28 protein-coding genes are annotated in these 26,795 nt (G+C 69.3%); 23 read left to right on the top strand and 5 right to left on the bottom strand.

Annotated elements, in window-relative coordinates:
* Nucleotides 1–263 precede the first annotated feature (263 nt).
* Complete coding sequence (locus OHB21_RS22725; protein WP_195126803.1) at nt 264–734, bottom strand: nitroreductase family deazaflavin-dependent oxidoreductase; 471 nt, start codon at nt 732–734, stop codon at nt 264–266.
* A 95-nt stretch (nt 735–829) separates the two neighbouring features.
* Here OHB21_RS22725 and OHB21_RS22720 point away from each other — a divergent pair, with 95 nt between their 5' ends.
* From OHB21_RS22720 to mobF, 22 genes are all read left to right on the top strand, one after another.
* A complete protein-coding gene (locus tag OHB21_RS22720; protein ID WP_195126804.1) occupies nt 830–1,261 on the top strand; it encodes a hypothetical protein in 432 nt (143 codons plus the stop codon).
* Between the two features lie 690 nt (nt 1,262–1,951).
* Nucleotides 1,952–2,197 (top strand): hypothetical protein, encoded by a 246-nt coding sequence (locus tag OHB21_RS22715; protein ID WP_195126805.1) that lies wholly within the window; start codon nt 1,952–1,954, stop codon nt 2,195–2,197.
* Nucleotides 2,198–2,244: 47 nt separating this feature from the next.
* Entirely contained in the window at nt 2,245–2,817 is a 573-nt protein-coding gene (locus OHB21_RS22710; protein ID WP_195126806.1) for a hypothetical protein, read from the top strand.
* A 396-nt stretch (nt 2,818–3,213) separates the two neighbouring features.
* A complete protein-coding gene (locus OHB21_RS22705) occupies nt 3,214–4,449 on the top strand; it encodes a hypothetical protein (RefSeq protein WP_195126807.1) in 1,236 nt (411 codons plus the stop codon).
* Between the two features lie 69 nt (nt 4,450–4,518).
* Nucleotides 4,519–4,737: a hypothetical protein gene (locus OHB21_RS22700; RefSeq protein WP_067514206.1), complete on the top strand. Its 219-nt coding sequence runs from the start codon at nt 4,519–4,521 to the stop codon at nt 4,735–4,737.
* Nucleotides 4,738–4,862: 125 nt separating this feature from the next.
* The gene (locus OHB21_RS22695) at nt 4,863–5,051 is read left to right on the top strand and encodes a hypothetical protein (protein WP_195126808.1); all 189 of its coding nucleotides are present in this window, start codon (nt 4,863–4,865) and stop codon (nt 5,049–5,051) included.
* A 106-nt stretch (nt 5,052–5,157) separates the two neighbouring features.
* Nucleotides 5,158–7,080 carry a ParB/RepB/Spo0J family partition protein gene (locus tag OHB21_RS22690; protein WP_195126809.1) on the top strand — a complete coding sequence of 641 codons (1,923 nt, stop codon included), beginning with the start codon at nt 5,158–5,160 and terminating at the stop codon, nt 7,078–7,080.
* A 97-nt stretch (nt 7,081–7,177) separates the two neighbouring features.
* The gene (locus tag OHB21_RS22685; RefSeq protein ID WP_195126810.1) at nt 7,178–7,591 is read left to right on the top strand and encodes a hypothetical protein; all 414 of its coding nucleotides are present in this window, start codon (nt 7,178–7,180) and stop codon (nt 7,589–7,591) included.
* Nucleotides 7,573–7,791, top strand: a complete 219-nt coding sequence (locus OHB21_RS22680) for a hypothetical protein (protein WP_067514202.1) — start codon at nt 7,573–7,575, stop codon at nt 7,789–7,791. Before OHB21_RS22685 ends, OHB21_RS22680 begins: the two co-directional genes overlap by 19 nt.
* A gap of 16 nt (nt 7,792–7,807) precedes the next feature.
* Nucleotides 7,808–8,476, top strand: a complete 669-nt coding sequence (locus OHB21_RS22675) for a cell envelope biogenesis protein OmpA (protein ID WP_195126811.1) — start codon at nt 7,808–7,810, stop codon at nt 8,474–8,476.
* Nucleotides 8,477–8,772: 296 nt separating this feature from the next.
* Complete coding sequence (locus OHB21_RS22670) at nt 8,773–8,937, top strand: hypothetical protein (protein WP_157115899.1); 165 nt, start codon at nt 8,773–8,775, stop codon at nt 8,935–8,937.
* Between the two features lie 8 nt (nt 8,938–8,945).
* Nucleotides 8,946–9,380, top strand: coding sequence for a hypothetical protein (locus OHB21_RS22665; protein WP_195126812.1), 435 nt, complete (start codon nt 8,946–8,948; stop codon nt 9,378–9,380).
* A 443-nt stretch (nt 9,381–9,823) separates the two neighbouring features.
* Nucleotides 9,824–10,492: a hypothetical protein gene (locus OHB21_RS22660; protein WP_328435953.1), complete on the top strand. Its 669-nt coding sequence runs from the start codon at nt 9,824–9,826 to the stop codon at nt 10,490–10,492.
* 102 nt (nt 10,493–10,594) lie between these two features.
* Nucleotides 10,595–10,765: a hypothetical protein gene (locus OHB21_RS22655; protein ID WP_157115936.1), complete on the top strand. Its 171-nt coding sequence runs from the start codon at nt 10,595–10,597 to the stop codon at nt 10,763–10,765.
* A 241-nt stretch (nt 10,766–11,006) separates the two neighbouring features.
* Nucleotides 11,007–11,984, top strand: a complete 978-nt coding sequence (locus OHB21_RS22650; protein ID WP_328435951.1) for an NADAR domain-containing protein — start codon at nt 11,007–11,009, stop codon at nt 11,982–11,984.
* A 743-nt stretch (nt 11,985–12,727) separates the two neighbouring features.
* Nucleotides 12,728–13,531, top strand: coding sequence for an LOG family protein (locus tag OHB21_RS22645; protein ID WP_147265955.1), 804 nt, complete (start codon nt 12,728–12,730; stop codon nt 13,529–13,531).
* 194 nt (nt 13,532–13,725) lie between these two features.
* Entirely contained in the window at nt 13,726–14,457 is a 732-nt protein-coding gene (locus OHB21_RS22640; protein WP_067509371.1) for a hypothetical protein, read from the top strand.
* Between the two features lie 189 nt (nt 14,458–14,646).
* A complete protein-coding gene (locus OHB21_RS22635; protein ID WP_067509370.1) occupies nt 14,647–15,144 on the top strand; it encodes a single-stranded DNA-binding protein in 498 nt (165 codons plus the stop codon).
* A 328-nt stretch (nt 15,145–15,472) separates the two neighbouring features.
* On the top strand, nt 15,473–16,681 hold the full coding sequence (locus OHB21_RS22630; RefSeq protein ID WP_067509366.1) for a hypothetical protein: 1,209 nt from the start codon (nt 15,473–15,475) through the stop codon (nt 16,679–16,681).
* Nucleotides 16,682–16,716: 35 nt separating this feature from the next.
* Nucleotides 16,717–17,031 (top strand): hypothetical protein, encoded by a 315-nt coding sequence (locus OHB21_RS22625; RefSeq protein ID WP_147265956.1) that lies wholly within the window; start codon nt 16,717–16,719, stop codon nt 17,029–17,031.
* Nucleotides 17,032–17,191: 160 nt separating this feature from the next.
* A complete protein-coding gene (locus tag OHB21_RS22620) occupies nt 17,192–17,698 on the top strand; it encodes a hypothetical protein (protein ID WP_147265957.1) in 507 nt (168 codons plus the stop codon).
* A gap of 536 nt (nt 17,699–18,234) precedes the next feature.
* Entirely contained in the window at nt 18,235–24,063 is a 5,829-nt protein-coding gene (mobF, locus tag OHB21_RS22615; protein ID WP_157115837.1) for a MobF family relaxase, read from the top strand.
* Nucleotides 24,064–24,371: 308 nt separating this feature from the next.
* On the opposite strand, the gene OHB21_RS22610 is transcribed toward mobF, so the two are convergent.
* The 3 genes from OHB21_RS22610 to OHB21_RS22600 all read right to left on the bottom strand — a co-directional run bounded on the left by OHB21_RS22610 (nt 24,372) and on the right by OHB21_RS22600 (nt 26,023).
* Nucleotides 24,372–24,758 (bottom strand): hypothetical protein, encoded by a 387-nt coding sequence (locus OHB21_RS22610; protein ID WP_067509362.1) that lies wholly within the window; start codon nt 24,756–24,758, stop codon nt 24,372–24,374.
* A 91-nt stretch (nt 24,759–24,849) separates the two neighbouring features.
* On the bottom strand, nt 24,850–25,542 hold the full coding sequence (locus tag OHB21_RS22605; protein ID WP_113975328.1) for a GIY-YIG nuclease family protein: 693 nt from the start codon (nt 25,540–25,542) through the stop codon (nt 24,850–24,852).
* Nucleotides 25,543–25,666: 124 nt separating this feature from the next.
* Nucleotides 25,667–26,023: a hypothetical protein gene (locus OHB21_RS22600; protein WP_147265958.1), complete on the bottom strand. Its 357-nt coding sequence runs from the start codon at nt 26,021–26,023 to the stop codon at nt 25,667–25,669.
* Between the two features lie 80 nt (nt 26,024–26,103).
* On the opposite strand from OHB21_RS22600, the gene OHB21_RS22595 reads away from it, so the two are divergent.
* The gene (locus OHB21_RS22595; protein WP_067509354.1) at nt 26,104–26,604 is read left to right on the top strand and encodes a hypothetical protein; all 501 of its coding nucleotides are present in this window, start codon (nt 26,104–26,106) and stop codon (nt 26,602–26,604) included.
* Here OHB21_RS22595 and OHB21_RS22590 read toward each other — a convergent pair.
* Complete coding sequence (locus OHB21_RS22590) at nt 26,579–26,776, bottom strand: hypothetical protein (RefSeq protein WP_147265959.1); 198 nt, start codon at nt 26,774–26,776, stop codon at nt 26,579–26,581. The genes OHB21_RS22595 and OHB21_RS22590 overlap by 26 nt on opposite strands.
* Nucleotides 26,777–26,795: the final 19 nt, after the last annotated feature.

Here is a 26,795-nt window from a genome sequence, read left to right as displayed (position 1 = left end):
TATCGGTCAGCATCGATATCGACGTGTCGCAGGTCCATCTGCTCGTCCCGCGGACGCCGATGCCGTGGCAGCATTCCGCGTGGACTTCGACAACCGAGCCAGTTCAGCGCGACAGGTGGTGCGCGCCGATTCGACACCACCGCAGGACGGCCAGTACGTCCACCTCTGATACAGGCGGAGACGGCATAGCGTTGCGGGCACGCGTGACTGCGGCCGGTGAATGAGATTCGTTGGTAATCAGCCGTGTTAGTCGTGAGGTCCGTTCAAGCTGGCGTGAATTTCACCTTTACCAGAACCGGTGTGAAGCTGTCGATCACGAAGATCTTCGCACCGAGCTTGCCATACCAGTTGAACTGCCGCATTGACTCCGGGTCGTAGGGCGTCACTGTTGCGTGTCCGCTACGCCAGCGCCACCAGATGCGCAGCCGCACTTGGGGGTTCGCCAGCAGGTTCTTTACCCAGTCGGCGCTTGTTCCGTGCACCGAGATGAAGGTCATCTCGTCCGGGCCGCTCATCGGCCCGAGTGCCAGCGGTACCTGCCGCGGGAGGCCCGATCGTCGCCCTGTTGTTTCAAGCACCACCCACACGGGATTGAACCGTGCCAGCGCCGATACTTGCCGCTTGGTCGCGTGCCAAAAAACCAGTACCCCAGGCGGTCTCGTCCCCATACCGCCTAACGGTACCGCCAATGTCGTGCTCGCGCGCGACGAAGAACCGAAGGAGCCATCGCTCATGCACGCACACTCCTCCACCGACCCGCCCGCCACCGCCACCCGGGCCCGGGTCGAGCAAGCACGCGCCCGCGCCGAAGGCTTCGTCTGGGGGGGCATTGCACATCCAGCACAGCCGCACCCCCGAGGCGAGGACCGCGACCGCGTTCGCCGCCGCATACGCAGACCTCGTCACCGAATCCCTCACCGACGACACCGTTGTCCCCGGTTTGGCGCAGGCGTGGGTCGCGTGGCGAACATGCGGTAATCTCACCGCGGACCTGCGCCCCGCCCCGTCCCCGGACCAGCGGGTGCCCGACACCGCCCAATGGGACGCGGCGCTGGGGCACCGCACGGCGTGGTGGTTGTGCGCCGAGGCACTCGGGTATGTGCGCGGCTGGTGCGACGCCGCCGGGGTCGGGTCCGGTGACGCCGTCGATTTCGCCCACGCCTTCGCCGTACTCGTCGCCGCGGGTGGATCGCGCCCCAGTATCGACGACGCTTGGACCAATTGGCGCTCAGGCCGACCCCTCACCGCCTTCGGCGGATAACTGGCCGCGCTGTCGCGCGCCATCGTCGTGGTCGAAGCGGACCCGTGCTGCAGCTACGGGGCGGTCAGGTGGGCGCATCGGCTTGGACGCAGTGCCTATGCCGTGCCCGGTCCGATCGCCTCCCGACCTCACGCACCGTGAACGAACGGTCGGGTTGGCCGGGCTGCGCTGGGACTTGCACGAGGAGGAAAAACGATCGTCTTCACCCACTACCAGGAATCGACCGGCCAAGCCCGCCTCGTCGGCGCGTTTTTCACCCCGACGGGTCTGGCGGAGTGCATGTCGCTGGATGTCGTCGGCAATCGGGATGATCGACCTGTGCGCGGGGATCGGCGCGCTGGCCTTCGCCTGCCGCAACCCCCACCAACAGCGCCGCGGTCTGCCCGCACGCGAAATCGTGTGCGTGGAAGCCGATCCGGAGCTGGTCGCGGTCGGGATGAAGCTGGTTCCCGAAGCGACCTGGGTCTGCGCCGACCTGTTCGAGGTCGGACGGCAGCAGTGGCGGCTGTTCGACACCGCGATCGCCAACCCGCCCTTCGGCAACCATCCCCGCAGCGGCAACGGCCCCGGCTACCGCGCGGCCGCCGGTTCGAATACCACGTCATCGCCCTCGCCTCCCACCTCGCCCGCCACGGTGTCGTTCTCGTTCCGCAGACCTCAGCGCCGTTCACCTACAGCGGATGCGAGTCGATGCGCGAGGGGCGGGGTGACGCGGAATACCAGCGGTTCTCCTCCGACACCGGCATCGCCCTCGAGCCCGGGTGCAGTGTCGACACCGCCTACTTCGACTCGTGCTGGCATCAGCGCCCGGTTCAGACCGAGATCGTCACCACCGACTTCGCCGACACCGCCCTCCCCCGCCACCGCCGCCGCGACCGCACACGCGCCGGTGGTGCGCTGGCGACGCCGTGGGATCGGCCCGCACGCGCCAGCTGACCGCACCACCCTCGTCGCCTCCGATCGGATAGGAGTCTGGATTCGTCATGCCCACACCAGGTTTCAGCCTCAGCACCGCCACCAACACCGCCGACTACGGCGCCTCCTACACCCTGTTCGGCACCGACGAAGCGCCCCTGACCGGGACGGTGTTCACCGACATGGGCGAACACGTCGCTCTGGTCGATGGTGTCCCTGAACGACGGTCGATGGTGATCGTGCGGTTCCTGGGGCTGCGCGCGCACGGCGAGCCCCTGGGCAATCCGCGGGTGCTGGCTCGGTTCGTCCCGGGCGATCCGGGGCGCGGGGCCGCGGCGGCGGTGTGCCTGGGCGAGCCCGGACGTCTGCACCTGGACCTCGGCCACCCGCTCCACAGCGTCGACCCGGATCTGCGGGAGCTGGTGTCCGACACCGTCATCGAGATCACCGCCGAATTCCTGACCGACGAGCGCGCCGCCCGGCACCGCCATTTCTGCGCCGACGCGCGCCGCCAAGCCATCGCCACCGAGCTGGGCACCCTCGATGTGCTCCAACAGTGCGGCTATCGGCGTATGGCCGCCGCCCGCGCCGACGCCGACGCCGCCTGGGCGCTGGTACAGGCCCTGCGTCAACAGCACTGACCATCCCGTCCCGCGCCGCTCATCACGGGCCACACGGGGAGTTTCCATCTTCCGCGGCACCGACCGGAGCCTCGCTTCGACGGTACCGGCCGCCCTGCACACGGTGCTGGCCTACGCGCGGATCGGCGAGGACGGCGGCGACGACGAGTGCGACCCGGACGCGCGTGCCCGCCGCAATCTGCACCGCATCCGGCATGTGTCGAGGGCTCGACACACCCGCAGGGGGCACCGCGACCGGGGTAACCGCGCACGCGCGGCGCTTTCGCCCAGCGTGGCGATTCCCAGTCTGCCCGTGCTGTCCGCGATCTTCGGCTCCTGCGCCGCCTTCCCGCACGCGACATCCCCTGCACTCGGTGGGTGTCGCGTCGAATTCACCTGTCCACGAGAGGAAAAGACATGTCGATCGCTTCGTGTGTGCGTCACGCCGAGTTGGGCGACCTCGTAGGTCTGCTCAACGCCCAGCAGGCCGCCAAGCTCGACGTCCTTGCCCCCGCTGCGGCGCTGCGCGCCAGCGACGGGCTGTTGCAACTGTCGGGTGTCGAACCGGTCCTGGATGAGCGTGGTATCACCTCAGTCGATGGCTTGTACCGGCCGACCGGGGCGGCGGATACGCATCTGGGGTCGAAGCTGAAGATCCCCGCCGGATACCTGCGCTCTCTGCGCGAGACCGACCGCACCGACCTCTACGATGCCAACGTCAACGGCATGCTTCACGGTCCCAACGACCCCCGCCTGCCCGGCGGCCCCGACCAACGTTCGTTCCTGCTCCGGCTGTTCACCTCCCCGACGCCGGGAGAGCCGGGGGTGTTGCGGGCAGTGCTGTCGGACCGGTACGGGATCATCGACAACCTCGACGTGCTCACCGCCGTCCTAGACGGCATCCGCCTTGCCGACGCCGACGTGACAGTGCGTTCGTGTGACCTGTCGGAGTCCTCGATGCACTGCAAGGTGGTCTCCCCGAAGATCCGCGCACTCGCCCCCAAGTTGTTGGCCGACTATCGGACCCCGTTCGCCAACCCCGAGTTGGCCGAACGCCGCCGGGTCGCCGGGCAGATCGAGACCGGACGACGACTGGCCGCGCGTGAAGCACGCGGCTACCGGCCCGGCGCCGAACCGGTGGTGTTCGCCGGGCTGCGGTTCTCCAATTCCGAGATCGGCCACCACGCCGTCACCCTGAAACCGGAACTGGTCATCCAGATCTGCAGCAACGGCTTGACGTTGCCGTTGTTCGCCTACACCAAACGCCACGTCGGAGACCGCCTAGAGCTCGGCGGCACCCGCTCCTGGTCCCAAGACACCCAACGCAAACGCCTCCAGGTCATCACCGCCGAGACCCGCGACAAAATCAGCGAGTGGATGTCGCCGGAGTTCTTGACCGCGCGCGTCGCCGAACTCGAGCGCCACGCCGGGACCCCGGTGACCCAGCCCGACCGCACCCTCGAGGTCGTGTCCAAGAAGCTCGGGTTCACCGAGGACGAACGCGGCGGGATCCTGTCCCACTTCATCGCTGGTGGGCAGCTCACCGCCGCCGGGATCGCCAACGCGGTCACCAGCTACTCCCAGACCATCGGTGATCCCGACCGCGCCGACGACCTCGACGACCTCGCCCTCACCGCGATGACCCTCGTCTGACCCACCGCCTGGGTCGGCATCGCACTCGACATCCCCTGTCCTGTCCCTCTTTTCGAAGGAGTTGCGCCCGTGACCGAGACCACCACTCTGACCCGCGATGAGTTCGACACCGCCGAACACTTCGGTGCGGCCGGCGCGGCCACCGCCCTGGAGCCCGACACCATCGCCCGCTGGCGTGAACAGTTCCCGGACTGGAAGGCCAAGCACTGGCACTACACCGATCCCGCCGACCCACACGGCGCCCAGCACCTGCGCCCGGTCAACGTCGTCCCCCGACCCAAGAAGTAAGCCGTCCCCGTGACGAGCAAGAAACGAGTACTGCGGCTGCCCGCAGGCTTCGCCGCCGTCGACAAATCCTCGGCCTCGACGCCGAAGGCTGTGTCGTCATCGGGCTCGACGCCGAGCATGCGACGGTGCTGACCCTGTGCTGTCACGCCAGCGGGAAGGGCAGCGCGGATTCGATCTCCGGGGTCGTGTGCCGGGCGTGCTACCGCGACGTGCACCACAAGCACGGCGGCAGCACTGCCGAGATCGCCGTCGCCCGCGCCGACCTCGACATCGTCATCGACCCTCCGGATCCCACCGAGCCCGCGGGCGGCTAGCCCACAGCTTCCGCCCCCTCCATCGCAATGTCCCGTCCCCGAGGCAGGGACCAGTCAGTCCAAAGCTGGCCGGTCCCTGCCTCTTTCACGATAGGAGCCAGCCTCGATGCCCACCGACACCGACACGCCCACCACCGGCACCGATCCCGATATCGGCGACACGGTCGACACCGCCGACCTCACACCCGAGTCCACCACCACCGACTCCGCACTCGATCCCGGCATCGACGAGCCGAGCACGGGTATCACCGACGCCGCCGACGCCGCCGACGGCACCAACGGTGCCTCTTCCGACCGCCTGTGGACCGGTCCGACCGTGCATCCGGCCCTGCTCGAGATCGACGAGAACGTACGCAAGAGCTTCCACCTGGAGGACCATCCCGAGGTCACCGACTCCATCCGTGAGCACGGAGTGCTGGATCCGATCCTGGTGATCCGGATGCCCGACAAGCGTCTGGTCGTGCGTGACGGGCAGGTTCGCACTCTGACCGCGCTGGCCTTCGAGCTGCCCGAGGTCCCGGTCTACATCCGCGATTTCGACCCGAACGTGGACGTGAACGAGGCCGAGATCGAGCGGATCTTCGAGCAGATCACCCTCAACGACCGCCGCATCCCGCTCACCAATGGCGACCGCGCCGCCGGGATCACCCAGGCCCTGGACCTCGGCGCCTCGGTCACCCGCGTGGCCAAAGCGTTGCAGACCAAGCGCGAGCAGGTAAAGCTCGTCGGCAAAGTCGGCGCGTCCCCGACCGCGCGCAGGCTGATCGACGACAACGACCAGTACGACCTCATGCACGCCGCGATCATCGCCGAATACGACAACGTCGGCGACCACGACGCTGTCCGCCGCCTCCTCAACGCACGCTCGGACTGGTTCGACTACGAAGCCAACCGCATCGCCGCCGACCGCGCCGAACAGCGCGCCTACCTCGCCCACGCTCTTCCATACGCCCAGGCTGGGCTCGGGATTCTCACCGACTACCCCGACCTCGACGACCTCCACCGCGGTGAGTTGTTGCGCGCGACCGACATCGTCGACGCCGCGGGAGGCCCGATCGACTTCGCGACCATCGCCGCGAACCCCGGGCCGTGGCTGGTCTGGCTCGACCTCGACCAAGACCCGGTATGGGTCGAGATCGACAGCGGCCACATCATCGATCCCGACACAGTGGACTGGGACACCCGCGACCAGCCCGATGCCGAACCCGCCGACGGGCTGCGCCACGCCCGCGAGGTCGAACAGCGCGACCAGATCGTGCCCGAGTACTTCCTGCCGCGCGAGCACCTCGACACCCTCGGGCTGCGCGAACGCCCCGAACCCGAGACCGACGACACCGATACCGGTATCGGTGATGTCGCGGACGCCGGTGAAGACCCCGACCCCGGCCAGCCTGGCAGTCGTTTCGGGCAGGTGGACCCCGAGCAGGCCGCCGCCGAGCGGCGCGCGGCCGCCGAAGCCGCCGCGCAGGCCGCAGCTCAGGCGGCCGAGATCGATCGGGCCGCGCGGCGCCGCGTACGCGAACTCAACAAGCTCGGCCTGGCCGCCAAGGCGACCCGTATCGAGTTCGTCACACAGCTGCTGGCCCGCAAGACCCCACCCATCCCAGCCGCGCTGTTCCTGACCCGGTCGCTGCTGGCCGATCCAAGCCTGATCGGGGAGTACAACGCCTACTCCACCGCACTGAAGTTGCTGGGCATCGAGGGCTATCGGTCGCGGCTGGACATGCTCGCCACCCTCGACACCACCAAACCCGCTCGTGCCCAGGTCATCGCGCTGGCGTTGGTACTCGGGGGCTACGAGCATCGCGCCGACAAGGACCTGTGGCGTTACGCCGAGTCCGCGGTCCGCCGCTACCTGACCTTCCTGCGCGAACTCGGCTACACCCTCGTCCCCGTCGAACTCGCCGCCCTCGGCGAGATCAAGGCCGCCGACATCGACATCGACAACCCCACCGCCGCCGACGACAAACCCGCCGCCGGTGACACCAATGTCGACACCCACGACCAGGACCTGCCCGAAGCGGCCTGACCGCCCGCACCTCCGATCCCCGGTACGCCCGAAAGTTCCCCGGGCGCACCGGGAATCGTCGCGGCGACCGACGCATTCCCATTCCGAGGAGTCGATAGTGCGTCCTTGCGACGAACCCGCCATCCATACCGTGGCCCGCACCAACACCGGCCACCCCGCCCGCAGCCTGTGCCTGGTCGACGCTCAGCCCGCCGATATCATCGTCACAGTCGAGGCCGACGGCGGGTTCCGTGCCACCGTGCGCGCTTTCGACCACATGGGCCTGACCTGGAATCTGCTGCTGCGTGCCGACCACCTCGACTACCAGCGCCTGCCCGCCGATCCCGGCAGTCCCGCCACCCGCGATGCCGACCTACGCGCTGGTACGCGTCGAGCACGACGCCGACTCAGTCGGGTGTTCGCCGCACGGCTTGGACTACCGGCTGATGCCCGCCGAGGTCGACACCACCAGTTTCCGGTGGATCACGACCACACCCCCGACACCGGACGTCGATGGACTCCGACCCCGTGATCGACTCCGCGGTCGCGCTACTCAGGTGGATCGAAAAGTGCTTGCCCGCGTGCGATCCCGAGCGTTTCCACCCATGGCGCACCGACCCCGAGGTGCCGGGCGCGCTGACCGCCGACATCCACCTCACCGTGCGCAGCGCCGGGCGCCCCGACCGTCACCTGGACCTGCGGTTGTGCGCCCACCCGATCACCGACCCCTGACCTGGGAGAGCTTCCGATGACCGACACACCGCGCGTGCCCATCCCCGCGGCCCTGCACGACGCCCCCGTCTCGGCGGGCATGGTCGTGCCCCACATCACCCTCGCCCACACCGACCGCACCCGCGCCGTCTTCGGCCGGCTCGACGCCCAGCGGCTCGCCCACACGTGGGCGCGGTCGCTGTGCCAGGTCTGCGGCAAGCCGCTGACCGACCTGGTCGTGCTCTACATCCGCCCCGCCGACTACCTGCGCGGCCTCGCACCCGAACCCGGCGTCCACCCCTGGTGCGCCGCGTACTCGAACCGCGCCTGCCCGATGCTGGCCGGACGCATGGAGCACTACCTCCGCGTCCGCCGCGACCATCCCGGCCGCTGCGAGGACCCCGCCTGCCCCTGCGCGCAGTGGGCCTCGACCGAACCTGATCCCCGCGAAGCCGTCCGCGACGGCGCGCCCGCCGACCCGTGGTACGCGGTATGGATCGGCCTCGACGACTACACCGTCATCCACGACCCCGGCGACGACACCACACCACCGGTCACGGGAATCCCCTTGCAGTACAGGATGTTCCGCACCCTGCGCCGGATATCGCAGGGCGGGCCCGACTTCACCGGCCCCGACCCGCTCGCACTGCTCGACGCCCTCACCACCGCCCACCGAACCCTGCGGACGCTCACCGACACCGACTGACCTGGGTGCTCGCCCACCGCTACCCGCCCCGCCGAGGAGGACTCGCCAAGCGCACCCCCCGATCCACGCCGGGACACCGGTGAGTTCCTTGCCGCCCTGCCCACGCTGTGCGGCACGTCCCCCGCCGACAGCATCCAACCGCTCGCGCTCACCACCCCACCCGACACGCCCGCCCCGCAGGTGCGGGCAGTCCACCACCTCGGCTCCGCGGCGATCGCCGACACCAGCACCGGCGAGGTCACCGCCCACCAACTGCTCTACCGCGTGGCGACTGCACCAACGGAAGCCGGTACCGGATGCGGATCGAACTGGCCCACCGCCACGAGACCGAGGGCAGCGACTACTACCGCGGCCTGGACCCGCACCTGCTCACCAAACTCACCCCCGCCACCCGCAGCCGCGCACGCACCTGGCGCCGCTCGGTCCAGCAGTCCGCCGCACCACCGGACACAAGCAGCTAGGAGCACTGATGACCACCGTGTCCCTGTGGTTCCCCCGCGCTGACGTGCTCGGCCTCGCCGAGCACGCCATGGCCGCGACCGAACACTCCCTGCCGCCCTACGACAACTCCGGCGGGCCCTCGCTGATCTGGGTCAAGGACAGCGGCATCTACCTGCTCAGCAATGGCCTGCCCCTCCAGGCCCCCACCGATACCGATCCCCCCGACAACAAGATGCACGTCGTCTACGCCCACGGCCACGGCCACGGCACCCACTGGGATTACGGGCCGCCATTCGCCGACGACTTCGTCGAATACCTGCCACTGACCGAGTCGTCGTCCCAGGCCGGATCCGCACTGATCGACATGCTGCGCGACCCCGCCCACCCCGCCTGGTTCGTTATCACCGTCCACGCGGACACATTCACCGTCGACCTGACCGACGGTGCCCCTTCTCGAGAGTGAGAGCCCGGCACGCCGGTAGACGATACGAGCGGTACACCACCTCATTCGCCGTAGCACCACGATCACTTGAAGTTCGGAGGGCCCGCATGCTCGATACGACCTCGCATCCGTCGACCACCAACCACGAATCCCTCTCGCCCGCACCCGACCATGCCGACCTCGGCTCCCCGGGCGGGTACTGCGACTCCAGTTCTGTGACGGCGAAGACGACATCACCGCGCACCCGATCGCCGAGGCGCTCCGCTGCCAACTGACTCCCCGCGGAAGAAATCACCGCGCAACCGGTGACCGCGTCCGCTCCTTGCGTCCGCTCGGGCCCGTGGCTCATTTCCTCCGAAAGGTGACTGGTTGTGCAGCGAATCGTTCAAATGTCGGGTGGCATAGGCTCATTCACGACCGCCATCAGGGTCATCGAGCGGTTCGGACCCGCTGAGGTGACGCTCTTGTTCGCCGATACGCTGGCCGAGGACCCGGACCTGTACCGGTTCCTGTCCGACGCGGTCGACTACCTCAGCGTTCCATTCGTTCGCGTGTGCGACGGCCGAACCCCCTGGAAAGTGTTCGCCGACACTCGATACCTCGGCAACTCCAGGATCGCGCCGTGCTCACGCCATCTCAAACAGGTACCGTGCCGACGCTGGCTCACCGCCAACACCGACCCCGCCGACACCGTCCTCTACGTCGGCCTCGACTCCACGGAATCCCGTCGCGAACCCGGTGTAGTCCGCGGCTGGGCGCCATGGCACGTAGAGTTCCCAATGCTCGAAGCGCCCTTCCTGACCAAAGATCAGATGCTCGAGGACTGCCGAGCACGAGGACTCATACCACCGCGGCTCTACGACCTGGGCTACAGCCACAACAACTGCGGCGGCGTCTGCGTGCGCGCCGGTCAACGACAATGGCGGCACACGCTACGGCTCTTCCCGGATCGCTTCGCCGATGCCGAACGGCACGAAGCAGCCCTGCGGCGTGTCCTCGGTGACCGCACGATCCTCACCGAACAGCGCCACGGTGTGAAATACTCTCTACCACTCAGCGAACTACGCCGCCGAGCCCTCTCGCGCACCAGCCGCCGCAGCCGCCCACTGCCAGCCTCGCCCGGCGCTCGATGAAACGAGGTGGTGGATGTCGGATTTCGATTCCCGCTGGCTTGTCCATAGCCGGTCATTGATCGGCTGGGTACCGGACGAGACATCGCCTGGGAGAATCGATGTATGACCGATTCGTTGGACTGCGGAGATATGCCTGAATTACCTGAGCAGATCACGCTCGCGTCGTTGTTCGCTGGCGCCATCAGCCCGGAAAACAGGCTCACCGACGATGAACGCGACACATCCTTCCGTCGCGACCACACCCCGGCCGAACCTATCCACTTCGGCGAATAGTCCCGTCTCGGGCCGTATGCCGTATGGTCGGCTTGTTGAGGTCGTAGTCGCCGCCGTTCCGTGTTCACCTGATCGGCTACGAGATCGGGCACGACTCGCGGCGTCGCTGGAACAGTTGGTAGCCGGCGCTTCGACCGTCATCTGCTGACGCGAATGGCCTCAAGGATGTTCCGTCATTCTGCCCGTATCTGCTGGCGAGGTTACCGAAAGGTGATTCATGGCTTCATATTCGCACTCTTCGGTGGTCGAGGAATTCCGTGGGTCGTATTTCTTCCTGTCCAATTTCAGCAGGCATCCTGTGCGCTGGGAGGGCCGGCGGTTTCCTACTGCCGAGCATGCGTTCGCAGCTGCCAAGACCACCGATCCCGGTTGGGTCGAGCGCATCCAGGCTGCCCCTGATCCGCGGTCCGCCAAGGCATTGGGCCGTGAGTGTCCGTTGCGGCCCGGCTGGGACGGCGATCGCAGGCGTGTGATGGCCGAGATCGTCGCATCGAAGTTCAATCACGACGGCGCGTTGATCGAACAGTTGCTCGGTACCGGAACACGGTTGCTGATCGAGGGCAACAGTTGGGGGGATCACTTCTGGGGGCGCAGTGTCCAGCGCGGAGCGCGCGTCCCGGTTGGTGCCAACCACCTCGGACGCATCCTCATGCAGGTACGGCGCGGCCTGTCCGGCCGCCCGGATTCCGCCTGGACGCGGGTAGCGCTCACCGGGCATCGCGAACACCTCATCGAGCCGCAGGATCGTGCATGGGTCCGCGGCGAACTGCGCCGGCTCGCGGTCAAGCTCCGCGACCAGCACCACACCGAGGTCGCCGCGTCCGGGTTGGCTACCGGCAGCGACCAGTGGTGGGCCGCGGCTGCCATCGACGCCGGGCTCGACGTGTGGGGTTACCAGCCCTTCCCCGGCCAGGCCGCCAACTGGAGTCCCGATCAGCAGGTCGACCACACCAACATAGTTGCGGCAGCCGCACGACTGGTCCTGGTCAGCGAGCGGTACGACACCTGCGCCTTTCAGCTGCGCAACCAGCTCCTGCTCGGTGACGCCGACGCGATCATCGCTGTCCACGACCGTCGAATCACGCAGGGAGGCACCGTCTCTGCCCTGCGCTCCTACGCGCAGGGCATGCCGGTCATCACCGTCGACCCTGCCACGCGCACGACCACCCTCCGCACGGTTTACCGCACCACCGATTCCGCCGTGCCGCCAACCCTTTGATTCTCTGCGCACCGCCCGTATCGGGGCGTGAGTCCCCAATCCACGACATCGAGGAGGTCGCCTGTGCGCGCACCGATCCCACCACGCCCGGACCCTGCCGCCGGTCGGCACGTGACGCGCGGATGGTGGAAGATTTCCCGGCCCTGCTACGACAAGTGGTGGCGGTGTCCCGGCTGGAACGGCGGCGGCCCGCATTTCGCTCGCCGCGTTCTGTGCACTGAGAAGGGGACCGGGTTCATCACCTTCGGGATGGACAAGGCCACGTACCACGCGCTGCCTGTGGGCACTCGCTATCCGCCTCTGTTCGCGCTCGGACGCTGTGATGGATGCGATGTCATCGTCCTCCCGCGTTGGGTCCGGCGGTTGTCGGTGCCGCAGTGGTGGAACCAGCTGCGCTCCTGGTGGCAGTACCGAGGCGAACCCAGGGTGTGGGTGGAAATCTATCGGCGGCGTATTCGCCGCTGTCTCAGCCATTTCCGGCCCACAGGCAGCGATCGGGATTGACGGGTGGACAGACCGGCAGGGTCGCGCTGGCGGCGGTCGCATTGGGGCTGCACCAGTGAACGCGGCGGAGGACGCCATCGCTCTCGAAGACCGCTGGTCCTGACCGACCAAGCCCGCGCGGTCACCGCGCTCCTGGGTCGCGGCCGCAGCCGATTCCCACCACCTCCCGCGCCGTGCGTCCCCTGCGCCGTGCGTCGCTCGTCCTGCGTCGCATCCGACCCGTAGCGAAGGAGCACCTGTTGATTTCTCGAACCCCCATGACCCCGCTCGGGTGGGCGGTGCTGGCGCGGGCCGGGCACATCAACCGCAGCGCAACGCATCGGTTGATCGATCGCTACGGTCTGCCAGCGGCCGCGGCCCGGCTGGCGCGCGGTCACGACGGATTCCCGGCCGGCCTTGCCGAGTGCGCCCGGTGCGATCTCGACCGCGCCGCCGCGGCGGGTGCGGTCCTGCTGACCCCCGCCGACTCGCGCTGGCCTCGCGCGCGGATGAACCGGCTCCGCGCGCACCGGCCGCTGGCGTTGTGGGTGTCCGGGCCTCTCGGGGCGTTGTCGCGGCCGAGCCGAGTGGCACTCCTCGGTGAAACCCCCGTGGCTGAACTCGCTGGCGAATTCGTCACGCGCGGTGTCGATGTGGCCCTCAGCGGCGACGCGGCCAGCGTGCCGAGCACGCCGGAGGCCGTCGGTGCCGGTGTTCTCGCTGTGTGTGGAGGTGGCCTGACGGCGGCCGATACAGGTTCACGGTCGGTCGAGGTGTATGCGAGTCGCCGCGCGGTGCTGGTCAGTGAAGCGCCGCCGGGCACGCTGGCGGATTCTGCGTCGCAACTCAGCGGGCATCGACTGCTCCTCGCGCTGTCCGACGCGGTCGTGATCAGCTCCGCGGGCCGGGGCATCGTCGCGAATGTCCGGGACTGGGCGGCGTTCCTGAACCAGCCGGTCCTGACCATGCCCTCGGCCACCGTGGCGGGCGCCGCTCCGGTCGGTCCCGGTCTGGTGGAACGCGCGATCACCGCGGCGACCCAGCACCTGGCGTCCGCGTCCTGACCCAGCCCGAAATCCCGGCCCGCGACGGACCCGCCGTACCGCGACCCGCTCGCCGACGCGGCCATCCTCGTCCGTGCCCCAGCCCACGTGCACCCAGTCAACGGCCGTGTTGCCCGCGGCGCCGCCTCATCGACCTCCAGGACTTCGTGATGAACCGATCTGATACACGACCACACCGACGCAGAACCATCGATGTGACAGGCCAACCGGATTCGGTCGAGAGCCCGTACTCGGTGGTGCAGTGGCACTGGCAGACCTACACCCTCCAGCGTCAGCCCTACACCGTCGTCGCGCTCGCGTCCGGTGTCCGCGCGGAACCCTCGGCGCGGATCATCGCCCGCGCCGCGGTCGACGTAGTGGTCGACGTCGGCGGGGCCGTGGATTTCCTGCGGTCACCGGATCGCCTCGTCGAGATCGCTCGCGTCGTGGTCGGAATGTTCGGCGCGTACGCCAGCGACAGCACCCCTTTCTGGGACTTCATCATCCAGCGTGACCCGACCCGCGCACCCGACATCGAGCTGCTGGTCGTCACCGCCACCATCGACGGCACCGTCTGTCTCGCGTGGGCCGGTCGCTGGCGCGCGGTCGTGCTCACCCGCTCCGACCATGTGCACGAGCTCGATCTCACCGCGCGCCCACCCCACGCGTACGCTGCGACACTGTCGCAGGTGGAGGATGCCGACAGCGGTCTGATCCACCGTGATCCCGCCCGCGAGGGCGACCAGCCTGCGCTGCTGGCGGTACTCAACGCCGTGGCCGCCGAGGTCCTGCCGACCGCCGCGATCGGATACGCCCTGCGTTGGGCACCCGACACCGACACCGCCGCCGCCTGGCTTCGACGGTGGGCGCGCCGACTCACCCCCACCACGAGCCCGCCCGCGACGCACGCAATCGACGCCATGGCCGTCGTTCTGAGCTTTCCGTGATCGGCGACCACCGCGCACCGGCCGCCGCGCGCGATACGCCCGCACGCCAGGTCAGTTTGTTGCCGCGTTCGGCGCGCTGATCGTCGAGCCGGGCCATGACGGCCCGGCTGTACCGCTCGCGCGTTCCGTCGCGCGCCGTTCGTGTCATCCGACGTTCGTATTCCCATTCCGTATTCGAAGGAGAGCCTTGTGGCTGGAGATACCACCCTCACTGTGATCGGAAACTTGACCGCCGATCCTGATCTGCGAGTGACCCCGGGAGGCGTCGCGGTAGCGAGCTTCACCGTCGCCTCGACCCCGCGGTTTTTCGATCGAATGTCTGGCGAGTGGAAGGACGGCGAGGTCTTGTTCCTGCGCTGCAACATCTGGCGCGAGGCCGCGGACAATGCCGTGGCCAGCCTGGTGCGGGGTTCGCGGGTGATCGTACAGGGGCGGCTCAAGCAGCGCTCCTTCGACACCCGCGAGGGCGAGAAGCGCACGGTGGTCGAGCTCGAGGTCGACGAGATCGGTCCCTCGCTGCGATTCGCCACCGCGAAAGTGTCCAAGACCAGCAGCGGTTCCTCGACCCGCGTGAGTCCCGCAGCGGACCTCGTCGGCGCCCGCGCCGGTGGCGGGGACGATCCGTGGGCCTCATCGGCATTCGGGGCCGGGGTGTCCGGAGACGGGCTCGATCAGCCCCCGTTCTGATCGTCGAGCCCGGGTTCGGGTGGTGGTGGGGCTGTCCGTCTGGTCGAGCGCCCCGCCTTCCTGAAGGGCTACCAGGTCGGCGCTCGCCGCGGCTGCGGGCCCGCGCCGGTCGGCAACCAATTCCGCGGGCGCGACGTTCGCTGCACCGCCGCCCGTGCGGTGCTCTGCGCACGGAATTGGTTCCCGCCCCCCTGGCGCGTTCCCTTCGCCGCGTCGCTCACCGGCCTGGTCCACGCCCTCCAGGCGGGTCGCTCGACCAGCCGCCCATCCCTCGTGCTGATGCTGCGCGTGGCTGGGTCACCGAAACCTCCGACGAGAGGACATTCCCATGTCTGAGCTCGCTACCGCCTTCACCACGGTGTCGGATCTGCTCGACGCCGGACGTCACGACGAAGCCCGGCGCGTGTTCGCCGACGCTGTCGCCGAGCACGCCACCGAAGCCGATCTCACCCGCTGGGGCCAGCTGCTGAAGGTGTTCACCTCGATGCCGTACCCGGTTGCCAGGGCCTACCTGCGTGGGGTGTGGCGCAGCGCCGACCCGGAGGTGCGGGCCTGGCTCGACCGCAACGTCTCCCGGACCGATCCGTGCCTGCACCGGCCCGCGGAGCCCGACACGTGGCGGCCCTGGCTGTACACCGTGCCGCTGGTCGCGGCCAGCTACCCCGTCCGGCGCATGATCGCCACCGACGACACCCCCCGCACGTACGGGGTCACGCCCTCGATCCCGACCGAGATCGCGGCACGGCGCGCCCGCCGCAAGCCAGAGCACATCGACGCGATCCGGTCCAAGCGCCGCCCCGTCCGCGAGCCCTACGTCGTGCGCGACTACATCTGGAATCAGTTCCTCGTCGACGCCGCGCCCGCGTTCGAAGCGAGCCCGTGGGATCGCGTCTACGTCGAGCAGGTCGCCGACCAGATCCGGCTCGAGCGTGACCGCCGTGGCCAGCGCACCCGCGAGGACTTCGACGCCGTCGCCGTGGCCAACCGGCGCACCGGTCTGCGGGTCCGCACCGACGACCGACCCCAGATCCTCTACGGCGGCAACGACATCGACTACGACACCTTCGCCATCAGTACCTCCCCGGTGTGGGTGTGCGTGTACTGCTTCGCCGAGCGCGCGTGTGCCGACCATTTCCAGACCGGGCCCGACGGCGCCCGGCTCAGCGACGACGGGCTGTGCGCGCAATGCCGTGACACCGACCGACCGGGGATCGCGCCGCTGGCGCCCGGATTCACCCTGGCCGATGAGGTCGGTGCGTACTGCCGGTTCCTCGCCCAGCACTACCCCGCCGCGGCGCGCGGGGTGCTCAACTCGCTACGCCTGCGCAGCAGCAGCCTGCGCGTGCGGGGGCTGCTCACCGCGTTCCTTGACCAGTTCGACGAATCCTCGACCGAGATCGCACAGGTGATCCCGCTTCAACCGGTGGCCCTGCGGAACGGGCGCTGCTTGGCCTGCCACATGCCCGACGAGATCATCGATGAGGACGATCTGTGCGACGAATGCCGCACCAAGTACGCGGCTGCGGTCCCGGCCTGACTCGGACCGGTCCCACAGTTCTCCGGTCCGCCGCGGTGTCATCGCCCCGCGGCGGACCGGATCGCCACCGGCGCACGCCCGATCCACCCCTGCGACAGTCCGCCACCGACACGTGCTGCACGCTGCGTGTCTGCCCCCGGCTGCGCCGCCATCCGATCCTCCGCGGCCGAGCACTTCTCGAAGCCGTGTTCGCCGCGTGCAATCTCGAGCACACCGGCCGCAGCGACGACGTACTCGGCCTGGACGTCAGCCGCCTCACCCGCTCACTGTCGGTCGGAGATGTCGCCGCCATCGACGACCGCTACTACGCCTGTAGTCCATGGGACTGGTACCGCATCGACACCCCCTGACCACCGGGCCTGCACCCCGTCCACGCGCCGTCCCGGGGTGCGCGGCACCAGGCCTCGCCCTTGAGCATCCGCTCACTCGAGTCCACCGCAAGCAAGGAGCGGTCCAATGGGATAGGACGGCGTCCGTATCGATCCACGCGCCGCATTGCCGCAGATCGCCTTGACCGAGTTCAGCCACGTCGTCGGCGGCCGGATCGTCGCCTACAACCACTCCAGGACGGCAACCAACGATCGCGTCATCTACGCCGCGGTCGCCGACCCCGACCGCCACACCGTCGACGCCTTCGTCATGCTCTACTACCGCGACCGTGACCACGAGGGCGCGGCCATCATGGTGTACAAGCCACTGCACGAGAACGCAGGCCCCTGCGCCACCCACGGTGTCTCGGCCCGTGTCCTGGACGCACTGACACCGACCACCAATCCCGACGCCCGTCGATGGCGCGCCGACGCCATCGCCGACCGGAAATGGGTCGCCGAATTCCATCGCGCACACCGCGAGGATGCCGCCGACCTCGCCGGTGCGGTGGTCGAGTTCGCCGAGCCCGTCGCCTATCCAGGGACCGGACTTGTCGACTGTGCTCGTCTCGTCTCCCCACCCGCGTCCTGCCGATCACCTTCCGCGACGCCGCTGGCAACCCCTGCGTCGTCGAGCATCCCACCGTGAGCGCACCCAAGAAACTGGTACCTCCACCGCTACGTCGTCCTCGGCTAAGGTCGTTGACGGAACGGCAGACTTCGCTTCGGCACCTCGCACCGACCGACCCGCATTCCCGTGCTCGGCTGAACTAGTTCGCCCGAGCGCCGACTGGCCGCACTCCTGCCGCCGTCTGCCGCGACCCTCCGTTCACCCGGCTCGAACGCGCTGCGCGGTGTCATCGCGCCGCGTCGCCGCGGACCGACCCGCCACCAGCGGCCAGCGCGCCTTCGCGCTGCCCCCGGTCCACCTCCATCCCCCGAGCGCACCCTCTCGCCGCCTACTCATCACCCTCATCCGATCACCCCGCGCCTCCGTTCCCACCCACCGTCCCGATCCAACCCCTCACCCCGACCTCCTCACCCCTCCGCCACCTCTACTTTTCTCCACATACCTCTTGCATCCAGGGTAACAATCCGATAACGGCCTGGTGATTTTACTTTTTTGGTGTTTTCAGCGTCATTCCGAGTCCTTTCTTTTTTCTAGTTTCGGGGGTGAATAGGGGGGTGACTGCGACGATTCACAAGATCGTGGCGGGGACTGGTTATCTGTATTACCTGCGGAGGGTCGCTGCCCACGATGATCCCGGCCGGGGGCGTTCTGCGTTGGCGGACTACTACTCGGCGCGGGGGGAGTCGCCGGGACGCTGGCTCGGGTCGGGATTGGCCGCGCTGGGGATCGCGGTGGGCGAGGAGGTCACCGAGGCCCAGATGCGGAATTTGCTCGGAATCGGTGTGCATCCCAACGCCGAACGGGTGGAAGAGGATCACTTCGACGCGCAGATCGGCGCGGGCGCGAAGCCGAAGGACGCGCGCCGGGACGCGCAACGCGCCGCCGAGTTGGGGAGTCGTTTCCGGGTCTATCCCGACGTCACCGACTACCGGAAACGCTGCGGGCAGGCGTTCGCCGCGCACAATATCGCGCACGGCGCGGCCGCCGACACCGACATTTCCGACGATACTGCGGCGCGTATTCGGACCGAAGTCGCACAACAAATGTTCACCGAACAGTATCGGCGTGGCCCGTTGGATGAGCGGGAATTGTCGGCGTGGGTGGCGTACGCGGTGCGGCCCACCGCGGTCGCGGTGGCCGGATTCGACGTCTGTTTCTCGCCGACGAAATCCTTTTCGGTGCTGTGGGCGGTCGCCCCGAAAGCGGTCGCCGACAAACTCGAGCTCGCCCACCGGCGCGCGGTGGGCGACGCGCTCGAGTGGCTCGAGACCCGCGGAATCTATACGCGCCTGGGTCGCAACGGTGTCCGCCAGGTCGACGTCGAGGGTGTCGTGGCAATGGCGTTCGAGCATCGCGCGAGTCGCGCGGGGGACCCCGACCTGCACACTCACGTGCCGATAGCCAACCGTGTCCGGGTGCGGGACGGTCCCTCGGCGGGGGCATGGCGCACTCTCGACGGGGCAGCTCTCTACCAGGTCGTGGTCGCGGTCAGCGAGATCTACAACACCCGCCTCGAGCACCACAGCGAAGACTTAGTCGGTGTCGAATTCGCCGATCGGCCCGGCACCGATCCACCGATACGCGACATCGTCGGGGTTGCGCCGGCACTGATGCGGCGCTGGTCGAGCCGTGACGCCGCGATCACCGCGCACCTCGACGCGGCCGCCGCTGCGTTTCAGCAGGCCATGGGGCGTGAACCGACCGCGGGCGAGGTCTACGAGCTGACCCAGCGCGCGATCCTGGCGACCCGGCCGGCCAAGCCCCCGCAACGCACCCGCGCCGAGGAACGCCAGCGGTGGCGCGCCGAGGCGATCGAGGAACTGGGCAGCCGAGCGGCGGTGGCCGGCATGGTCGCCGAGATGCTCGACCCGGTCCGCCCGGCCCGGCCGGCGCCCAGCGCGAACTGGATCGCCGCCACCGCCGCCCGGGTGGTGGCCGCGGTGTCGGCCAAACGAGCGATCTGGCGGCCCCACCACATCACCGCCGAAACCCAACGCCAGCTACGCGGCGCGATCGCCCCCCGCGACTGGCCCCGGCTCTCGCGCGCGGTCGAGGACGCCGCACTGCGCGCCGACGATGTGATCGCACTCGGTGATCCGGACGCGGCAGTCGAGCCCGGGCTGCGGGCCACGCCGGCCATGTTCCGCCGCCGCGACCACACGCTTCTGCACACTCGCGCCGGCACCCAGATCTACACCAGCACAACAGTGCTCGGCATCGAAGCTCGCCTGGTGGCGTTGGCGACGCGGCGCGGCGGGCGCACCTTGGCCCCCGGCACCGTCGCCGCGGCGATCGACCGCTACACCCGCGCACACCCGGACCGGCCGCTGCTGGCCGGGCAGATCGCGCTCATCGAAGCGTTCGCGACCTCCGAGCTGCGGATCCGCACCGCCGACGCACCCGCCGGATCGGGCAAAACCACAGCGATGCGGGTGCTCACCGACGCCTGGCACGACAGCGGCGGCAGCGTGCTCGGGCTCGCGCCCACCGCGACCGCCGCCGCGATCCTGGGCGAGTCGATCGGTGCGCGCGCCGAAACCGTTGATCGGCTGCTGCACGTCCTGAGCCAGCACGTAGCACGGCCGGACAACCCCGCACAGTTCACCGAACACCCGCCGCCGCTACCGGATTGGGTCCACCGCATCGGCACCGGCACGCTCGTGATCGTCGACGAGCACGTCCTGCTGCCCGACCGCAAACGTCTGCGTCTGCTGCAGTTCCTGGATCGCGTCGGCGCGACCGTGCGCTGTGTCGGGGACACCGCGCAGCTACCCGCCATCGACGCCGGCGGCGCCTACGCCGACATGGCCGCCGCCTCACCGGAGCCGCCGCTGACCCTCACCCACGTCGTCCGTTTCGCCGACCCTCGCGAAGCCACGGCCAGTCTGAGCATCCGCGCCGGTGATCCCCTCGCGCTGGGCTGGTATCTCGACGAGCAGCGTGTGCACGGCGGGCACCGCGGCTCGAGCCTCGATGACGCCTACACCGCCTGGCGCGCCGACATCGACGCCGGGCGCGACGCGGTCATGCTCGCGGCCACCCACCGCGACGTCACCGAGCTGAACCGGCGCGCCCGCGACGACCGGCGCGCCCGCGACGGCACCGAACCCGGACCCGAATGCGTACTCGCCGACGAACTGCGCGCCTCGATCGGGGACGTGATCAGGACCCGCGAGAACGCCCCCCGGCTGCGGTTCGGGCTCGACGACTGGGTCCGCAACGGCTACCTGTGGACCGTCAACGCCGTCGGTGAGGACGGCAGTATCACCGCCACGCACCGCCGCGACGGCCGCGACACCGGCCATCAGGTCGTGCTTCCCGCCGACTATGTCGCCGCGCATGTGCACCTCGGCTACGCGACCACCATCGACTCCGCCCAGGGCATCACCACCGACACCGCGCACGTCGCCCTCACCGGAGCCGAGTCCCGCCAGCAGCTCTACGTCGCGCTGACCCGGGGCCGCTACGCCAACCACCTCTACCTCGCCACCGCGCTCGCTGGCGCTGAAGGCGACGAATACGGTCTCGGCGCGGCGTGGCCGCGCACCGCCGTGGAGGTGCTGACCGGCATCCTCGACCGCGATCGGCACGCGAAATCAGCCCACACCACCCTGCGTGAGGCACTCGAACCACGCGCCCGACTCGGCCACGCACTCGACATCTACCTCGACACCGTCGCCATCTATGCGGAGAACACCGTCCCCGCCCAGACGCTGGCCGCGATCGACTCCGCCGCCGAAGCCGTGCGCGCCGGTCTGTCCCGCGCGCCCGCCTGGCCGGTCCTGCGCGCGCACCTGGCGCTGCTCTCACTCACCGGAACCGACCCCGTCATCGCCCTGCACGAGGCCGCCGCCGAGCGCGAACTCGACACCGCCGATGACCCCGCCGCGGTGCTGGACTGGCGTCTGGACCACTCCGGCGAGCACTCCGGAACGCTCGGACCGCTGCCCTTCGCGCGCGTCTGGCCCCACGGAATCGACCTCACCACCAGCCCCGACCTCGCCCACATCGCCGCCCGCAGCGCCGTCGTCACCGCACTCGCCGACGAGATCACCGCCACCGCACACACCTGGACGGGCACGACCGCACCCGCCTGGGCGCGCCCGTTCCTCGACACCGACCGCGCCCTGCTCGCCGACCTCGCCGTGTGGCGGGCCGCGCTGCATGTGCCCGACACCGACCTCACTCCCACCGGACCGCGCCGCTACCCGGTCCGTGAACGCCGCCACCAATCCCATCTCGATACCCGCGTGCACGCCGCGATCGGCGACCCGAACCGGCCCGCCCACCGCTGGCAGCCCTGCGCCGACACCATCGACACCCGTCTCACCGACGATCCATCCTGGCCGGTGATCGCCGACCGCATCGACACCGCGGCCCGCTCCGGCCTGCCGATCACGACCATGCTCACCACCGCCGCGGGCACCCGGCCGCTGCCCGACGAACTACCCGCCGCCGCGCTGTGGGCGCGGCTGGACCTCGAACCCGCCGGACTCGACGCCGCCAGCGGCCCGCTACGCCCCGCCTGGACCACCCAACTCGCCACCATCCTCGGCGCCGACACCGCCGCCCACGTCCTCGCCGACACCGCCTGGCCTCGCCTGGTCGCCGCCGTCGACACCGGAATCCGGCACGGCTGGACACCCACCGACCTACTCACCACCGCCCACGAACTCATCCTCACCGCCACCACCGACGACACCCCGCCCCTGCGACCCCACCAACTCGCCACCGCCCTCACCTGGCGCATCGACGCCCTGCTCCACGCCGACACCACACCCGAGGAAACCCCCATGCCCGAACCCGAACCCACCCCCGAACCCGGCCCGACACGCAGCCCGCACGAACACACCCTCGCCGAGATCGCCGCCCTGCTCCACGCCGGACACCTACGACAAGCCCGCACCCACTTCACCGCCGCCACCGCCCGCCTCAGCGACGAGCAACGCGACATCCTGCACCGCATCACCGAAACGCTCTACCGCTACCCCTACACGACCGCCGTCGCGCGCCTCCGCCACGCCGCCGCCCATCTCCACCCCGACCACGCCGACCTCATCACCGCCTGCATCCCCGACACCGACCCCCACACCTACCAGCCCCCACCCGCACAACCCGCGCAACCCGTCCAACCCCACACCCGCCGCACCGCCCCCGACCGCCGCCGCGCACCACGCGACCCCGCCCACACCCGCGCCGAGCAAGACACCCAGCAATACTTCGATCGCCGCGCCGACATCGACGACCGGCCCGGCCACTATCCGATACCCGACACCTGGCACGAGGAGCGCTACTACCGCGCACCCCAACGCACAACCGGCGTCATACAAAGTGACCAGCAGCGCTACCCGGACACCGACGCCGGCCCCGACACCGACCGCACCGCCACCGCCCCCGCACGCCACCTGCCGTGCGTGGACTGCGGCCTCGACCGCCCCCGCATCGACTCCCACCCCCAGCCGCCTCGGCGCAGCGACGACGGACTGTGCGGCGAGTGCCGCGACCTCGACCGGCCCGCCATCCCCGACCACGACCCGAAACACCACATCGCCGCCCGCTGCACCCACCTAGCCTCCCTGCACCCACCCGAACAACTCATCGGCCTACTGCACCGCGACTGGCGTATCGCCGCCCCCGACCAGCGCGCCGCGATCACCACCTGGATCGACACCCACCCCCGATATCACCCGCTGCGCCGGCTCACCGACCACGAACTCCACCAGCGCATCACCGAACTCGAACAACACCTCGCCCTCGCCGGCACCGACGACTACCTGTACTCACCCGCCAACCCACCCACACCCACCACCGACGACGACCGCGCCCGCCAAGCAATCCGCGCCGCCCGCACCGCCGAACACCGACGCGACCTCGCCGAGCAACGCGTCCTCGACGCCGCCGCCGAAATCGCCCACCACCAACGCGCCCTCGACACCACCCTCGAACACCCCCGCACGCACGGGAACCCGAACCAAGACCCATTCCCCGATCGCCACCGCACCGACCGCGAACTCCTGCAACGCGCCCTCGACGACGCCACACGACGCCACCAGCAACGCCTCCAGACCCGCACCGCGGCCCGCCGCCACGCCCACCGCACCCACCAGCAAGCCACCCTGCTCGCCGGCGCACCCGACACCTGGGACGACACCCTCACCCGCACCACACCCACCGCTCGCCCCACCCACACCGACGACAACCTCGACGACATCCGCGACCGACTCGACACCCTCCACCGCGAACGCCGCCGCCGCGACAACCCCACCAGCCCGAACCCCCAGAGCGAGGACCCCGCGCAACTTCAAGCATCGCCCGAGTACCCCGACCCCGAACCGAATACGACCGCACCGCACAACGACCACGGCCTGGCCCCCGAACCCTGACATCCGCACCAGCGAACCGCGCAGAACGGATCGAGCGCGGTTCGCTCCACGACCGGGCCGCTGCGTCAGCGCGCTCCGGACCTTACGGCTCAGTGATGATCGGGATCCACCGGCCAGGAATCAGCAGGCGTGGGCGAGGTTGGCCGAGGAGCAGATCCGCACACAGCTGCATCAACTCGAGCACGGGGAAGGACGAGTTCGACCCCAAGATGTTGCGTGCCAAACGCCCTGCCTACCAGCCAGGCTGGACCATTACCGGCGACAGCTGAGCCCGCCGCGGCATCGACAGCCACGCGGCAGGCCGCCGACTATCGCGCGATCCCGCGATCGGGTCCTCGACCGCGGGTGAGACGGGCGCGCAGCGGCTGCGAGGTCAGGTAGTTCGTCGTCGAACGGGGCGCGGTCACCGCGGCTTCGGGAGGGTGGGCAAACCCGGCCCTCACCGCTTCCATCTGCGCGACCCGGTCGGCGGCTTTCGCCCGGCGGGTGGCCTTGTGCAACGCGATCCACGCGCGTTCACGCACCTCGAGCATCGCCTCGAAGTAGCGGTCGCTCCACTCACCGCTCTCCAACTCGCGGTCGAGCCGGGTGAGGTGCTTGTTGAGCTGATCGGCCCGCCACGTCGACGGCGTCGGCACCCGGCGTAGCTCCTCGATCACCTCAAGGTACTGATTCTCCAATGTGGTGTCGTCCATGGCGTTCTCCCCGCAGCAGCCGATGTTGCGATCAGATTAGGCAACCCGTCGCCGCCGCGCGGACACGATGCGGCGACGGGCCGTCACCGGGTCAGGACCCGAGGTCCTCGTTCAGGACGAAGGTGCGCTTCTTCGGTGGCTCCATGAACGAATCAGCCAGGTCGGCGTACTTCTTCTTGAACGCGGCATTGTCGTAGGTCGTCTTCTGGAACGGCTCCCACAGCTCCGGGTGTTCGGCTTGGGCGCGGGCGGCGTTGAACCAGCGCACCGAGTCGGCCTTGTCGAAGGTCGCGATCCCGGCGATTCCACGGTTCTTGCCGATCGCGAGCATGATCGCCCGGCGCAACGGTTCGGCTTCGGCGTTGAGCCGGCGCAGGTCGGCTTCGATCGCGACCAGGCGGCGATGCGCGGCCACGACGTCTTCGGACGCCTCGATCACGGTGTCGTCGTTATCGACGGTTTCCAGCTCGGCCAGCTCGGCTTGCTGGGCCAGCTCGGCCGGCAAGACCTCGTCGAGGTAGCGGCGCAGCTCGTCCATTCCGGCGCGGACCTCGTCCTCGGTCAGCCGGTAGACCTCCTTGCGGTGCTGGCGCAGCCGCGCGACCCACAGGCGTTTGAGGAACCGTTCGCCCTCGAGCGGGTGGTCTGTCTCGACGTAGTCGAACAGCTCGAGCTTGCCCGAGGATCCGGTGCGCAGCGAGCTCTGCCGCTGCGACAGAGTCGTCGCCTTGCCGATCTTGAACAGCGAGCCGGTGTCGTACTGCGAAACATAGGTGTAGCCCATCAACGTCCCCTGCCACGTGAAATGTGCTCTCGCCCAACCGAGAACACGACCAGATCCACATGGTCGCACCAGCCACCGACAACTTTCGCCGGAACCAGATCGCCGGGTTGGGTTGCCGCAGTGGCTATTCCGGTTGCTTGCCGATCACCTGTGCCAACAGGGTGCGGGCGCGGACCTCGGCGTCGGCGCGGTCACCGGCGCCCTGTTCGTCTCCGTGGCCACCACGATCTCGCCAGATCTGCTCGGCGAGGAATCGGGCGTACTGTTCGGCTTCGACCTCGAGCAGCTCACGGGTGTGCTGGGCGCGCGCGGCCGCCGCCTCGACCGGGTGCTCGCGCTCCCATTCGGCGACCGCGCGGCACTGCTCGCTCAGCAGCCGCGAGCGGCACGCTCTCGCGATCCACCCGGACAGGTCACCGTCGGCCGCGGCCTCGACTTGCGCCATCAGGACATCATCGAGACATATCAACGTGGTCGCCATCGGCCAACGATAGGCCGCCACCGTGAACGAGTCGGGTCGATCGGGGCCCCGAATCCGCAGGGCTGGGCGAAGATTGGCCGATGGGCTCACCCCAGCGATTCACACTCACCGACCAGGGCCTTCTTCCCACCGGAACCGATGTCGCGGCCGTGCTCGCCGAGGGCGACGAACGGGCACTTCACGCGGTATGGAACACCTACCACCATCGACGCACTGCGCGCGATGTCCTCGACGCCATCGATGAGGGCGATTTCTCCAGCGGGTGCACCTTTCCCGACGATGCCCACGCCGCCGACGCGGCCCTGCGCGAACATCCGGTCGTCACCCCGGCTCAGGCGTTGGAGGCCAATAGGCGCCTGGTCGCCGCGCTCACCGGCAACCGGTGGCAGGTGATCAGCGACGCCCGCGCGGGCGGGGACAGCTGGTCGGCGATCGGATCGGCCCTGGACCTGCCCAACACCGACGAGCAGCAATGGTTCACCCGCAAGACCCGCGAACACGCCGAACACAGCCACAACCGGCGCGAGGTCGACCGCGCCGAGATCGCCGTGCACTTCAGCGATGACCGTCGGGACCGCTAGGTTCGGGCGCGGCCGCCCCGGAGGTGGGGCGCCGCCGTGCCGGTCGCGCGGTCAGGCCGAGCGCGGCGGTGATCGGCATCCCGGTCATCCCCGGCCCCGCCGCGCGGCGCAGGTGGCCGGGCAGCTGAATCAGCAGACCGTGCAGCAGCGCCCCGGCCTGGGCCCTACGCAACAAGGTGATGGTGTGGTAG

Origin of the sequence: Nocardia puris, assembly GCF_036051655.1 — a bacterium.
GTDB classification, from domain to species: Bacteria; Actinomycetota; Actinomycetes; order Mycobacteriales; family Mycobacteriaceae; genus Nocardia; species Nocardia puris.
Note: the sequence above shows the minus strand (reverse complement) of the source record. Positions and strands in the feature narration are given on the sequence as shown.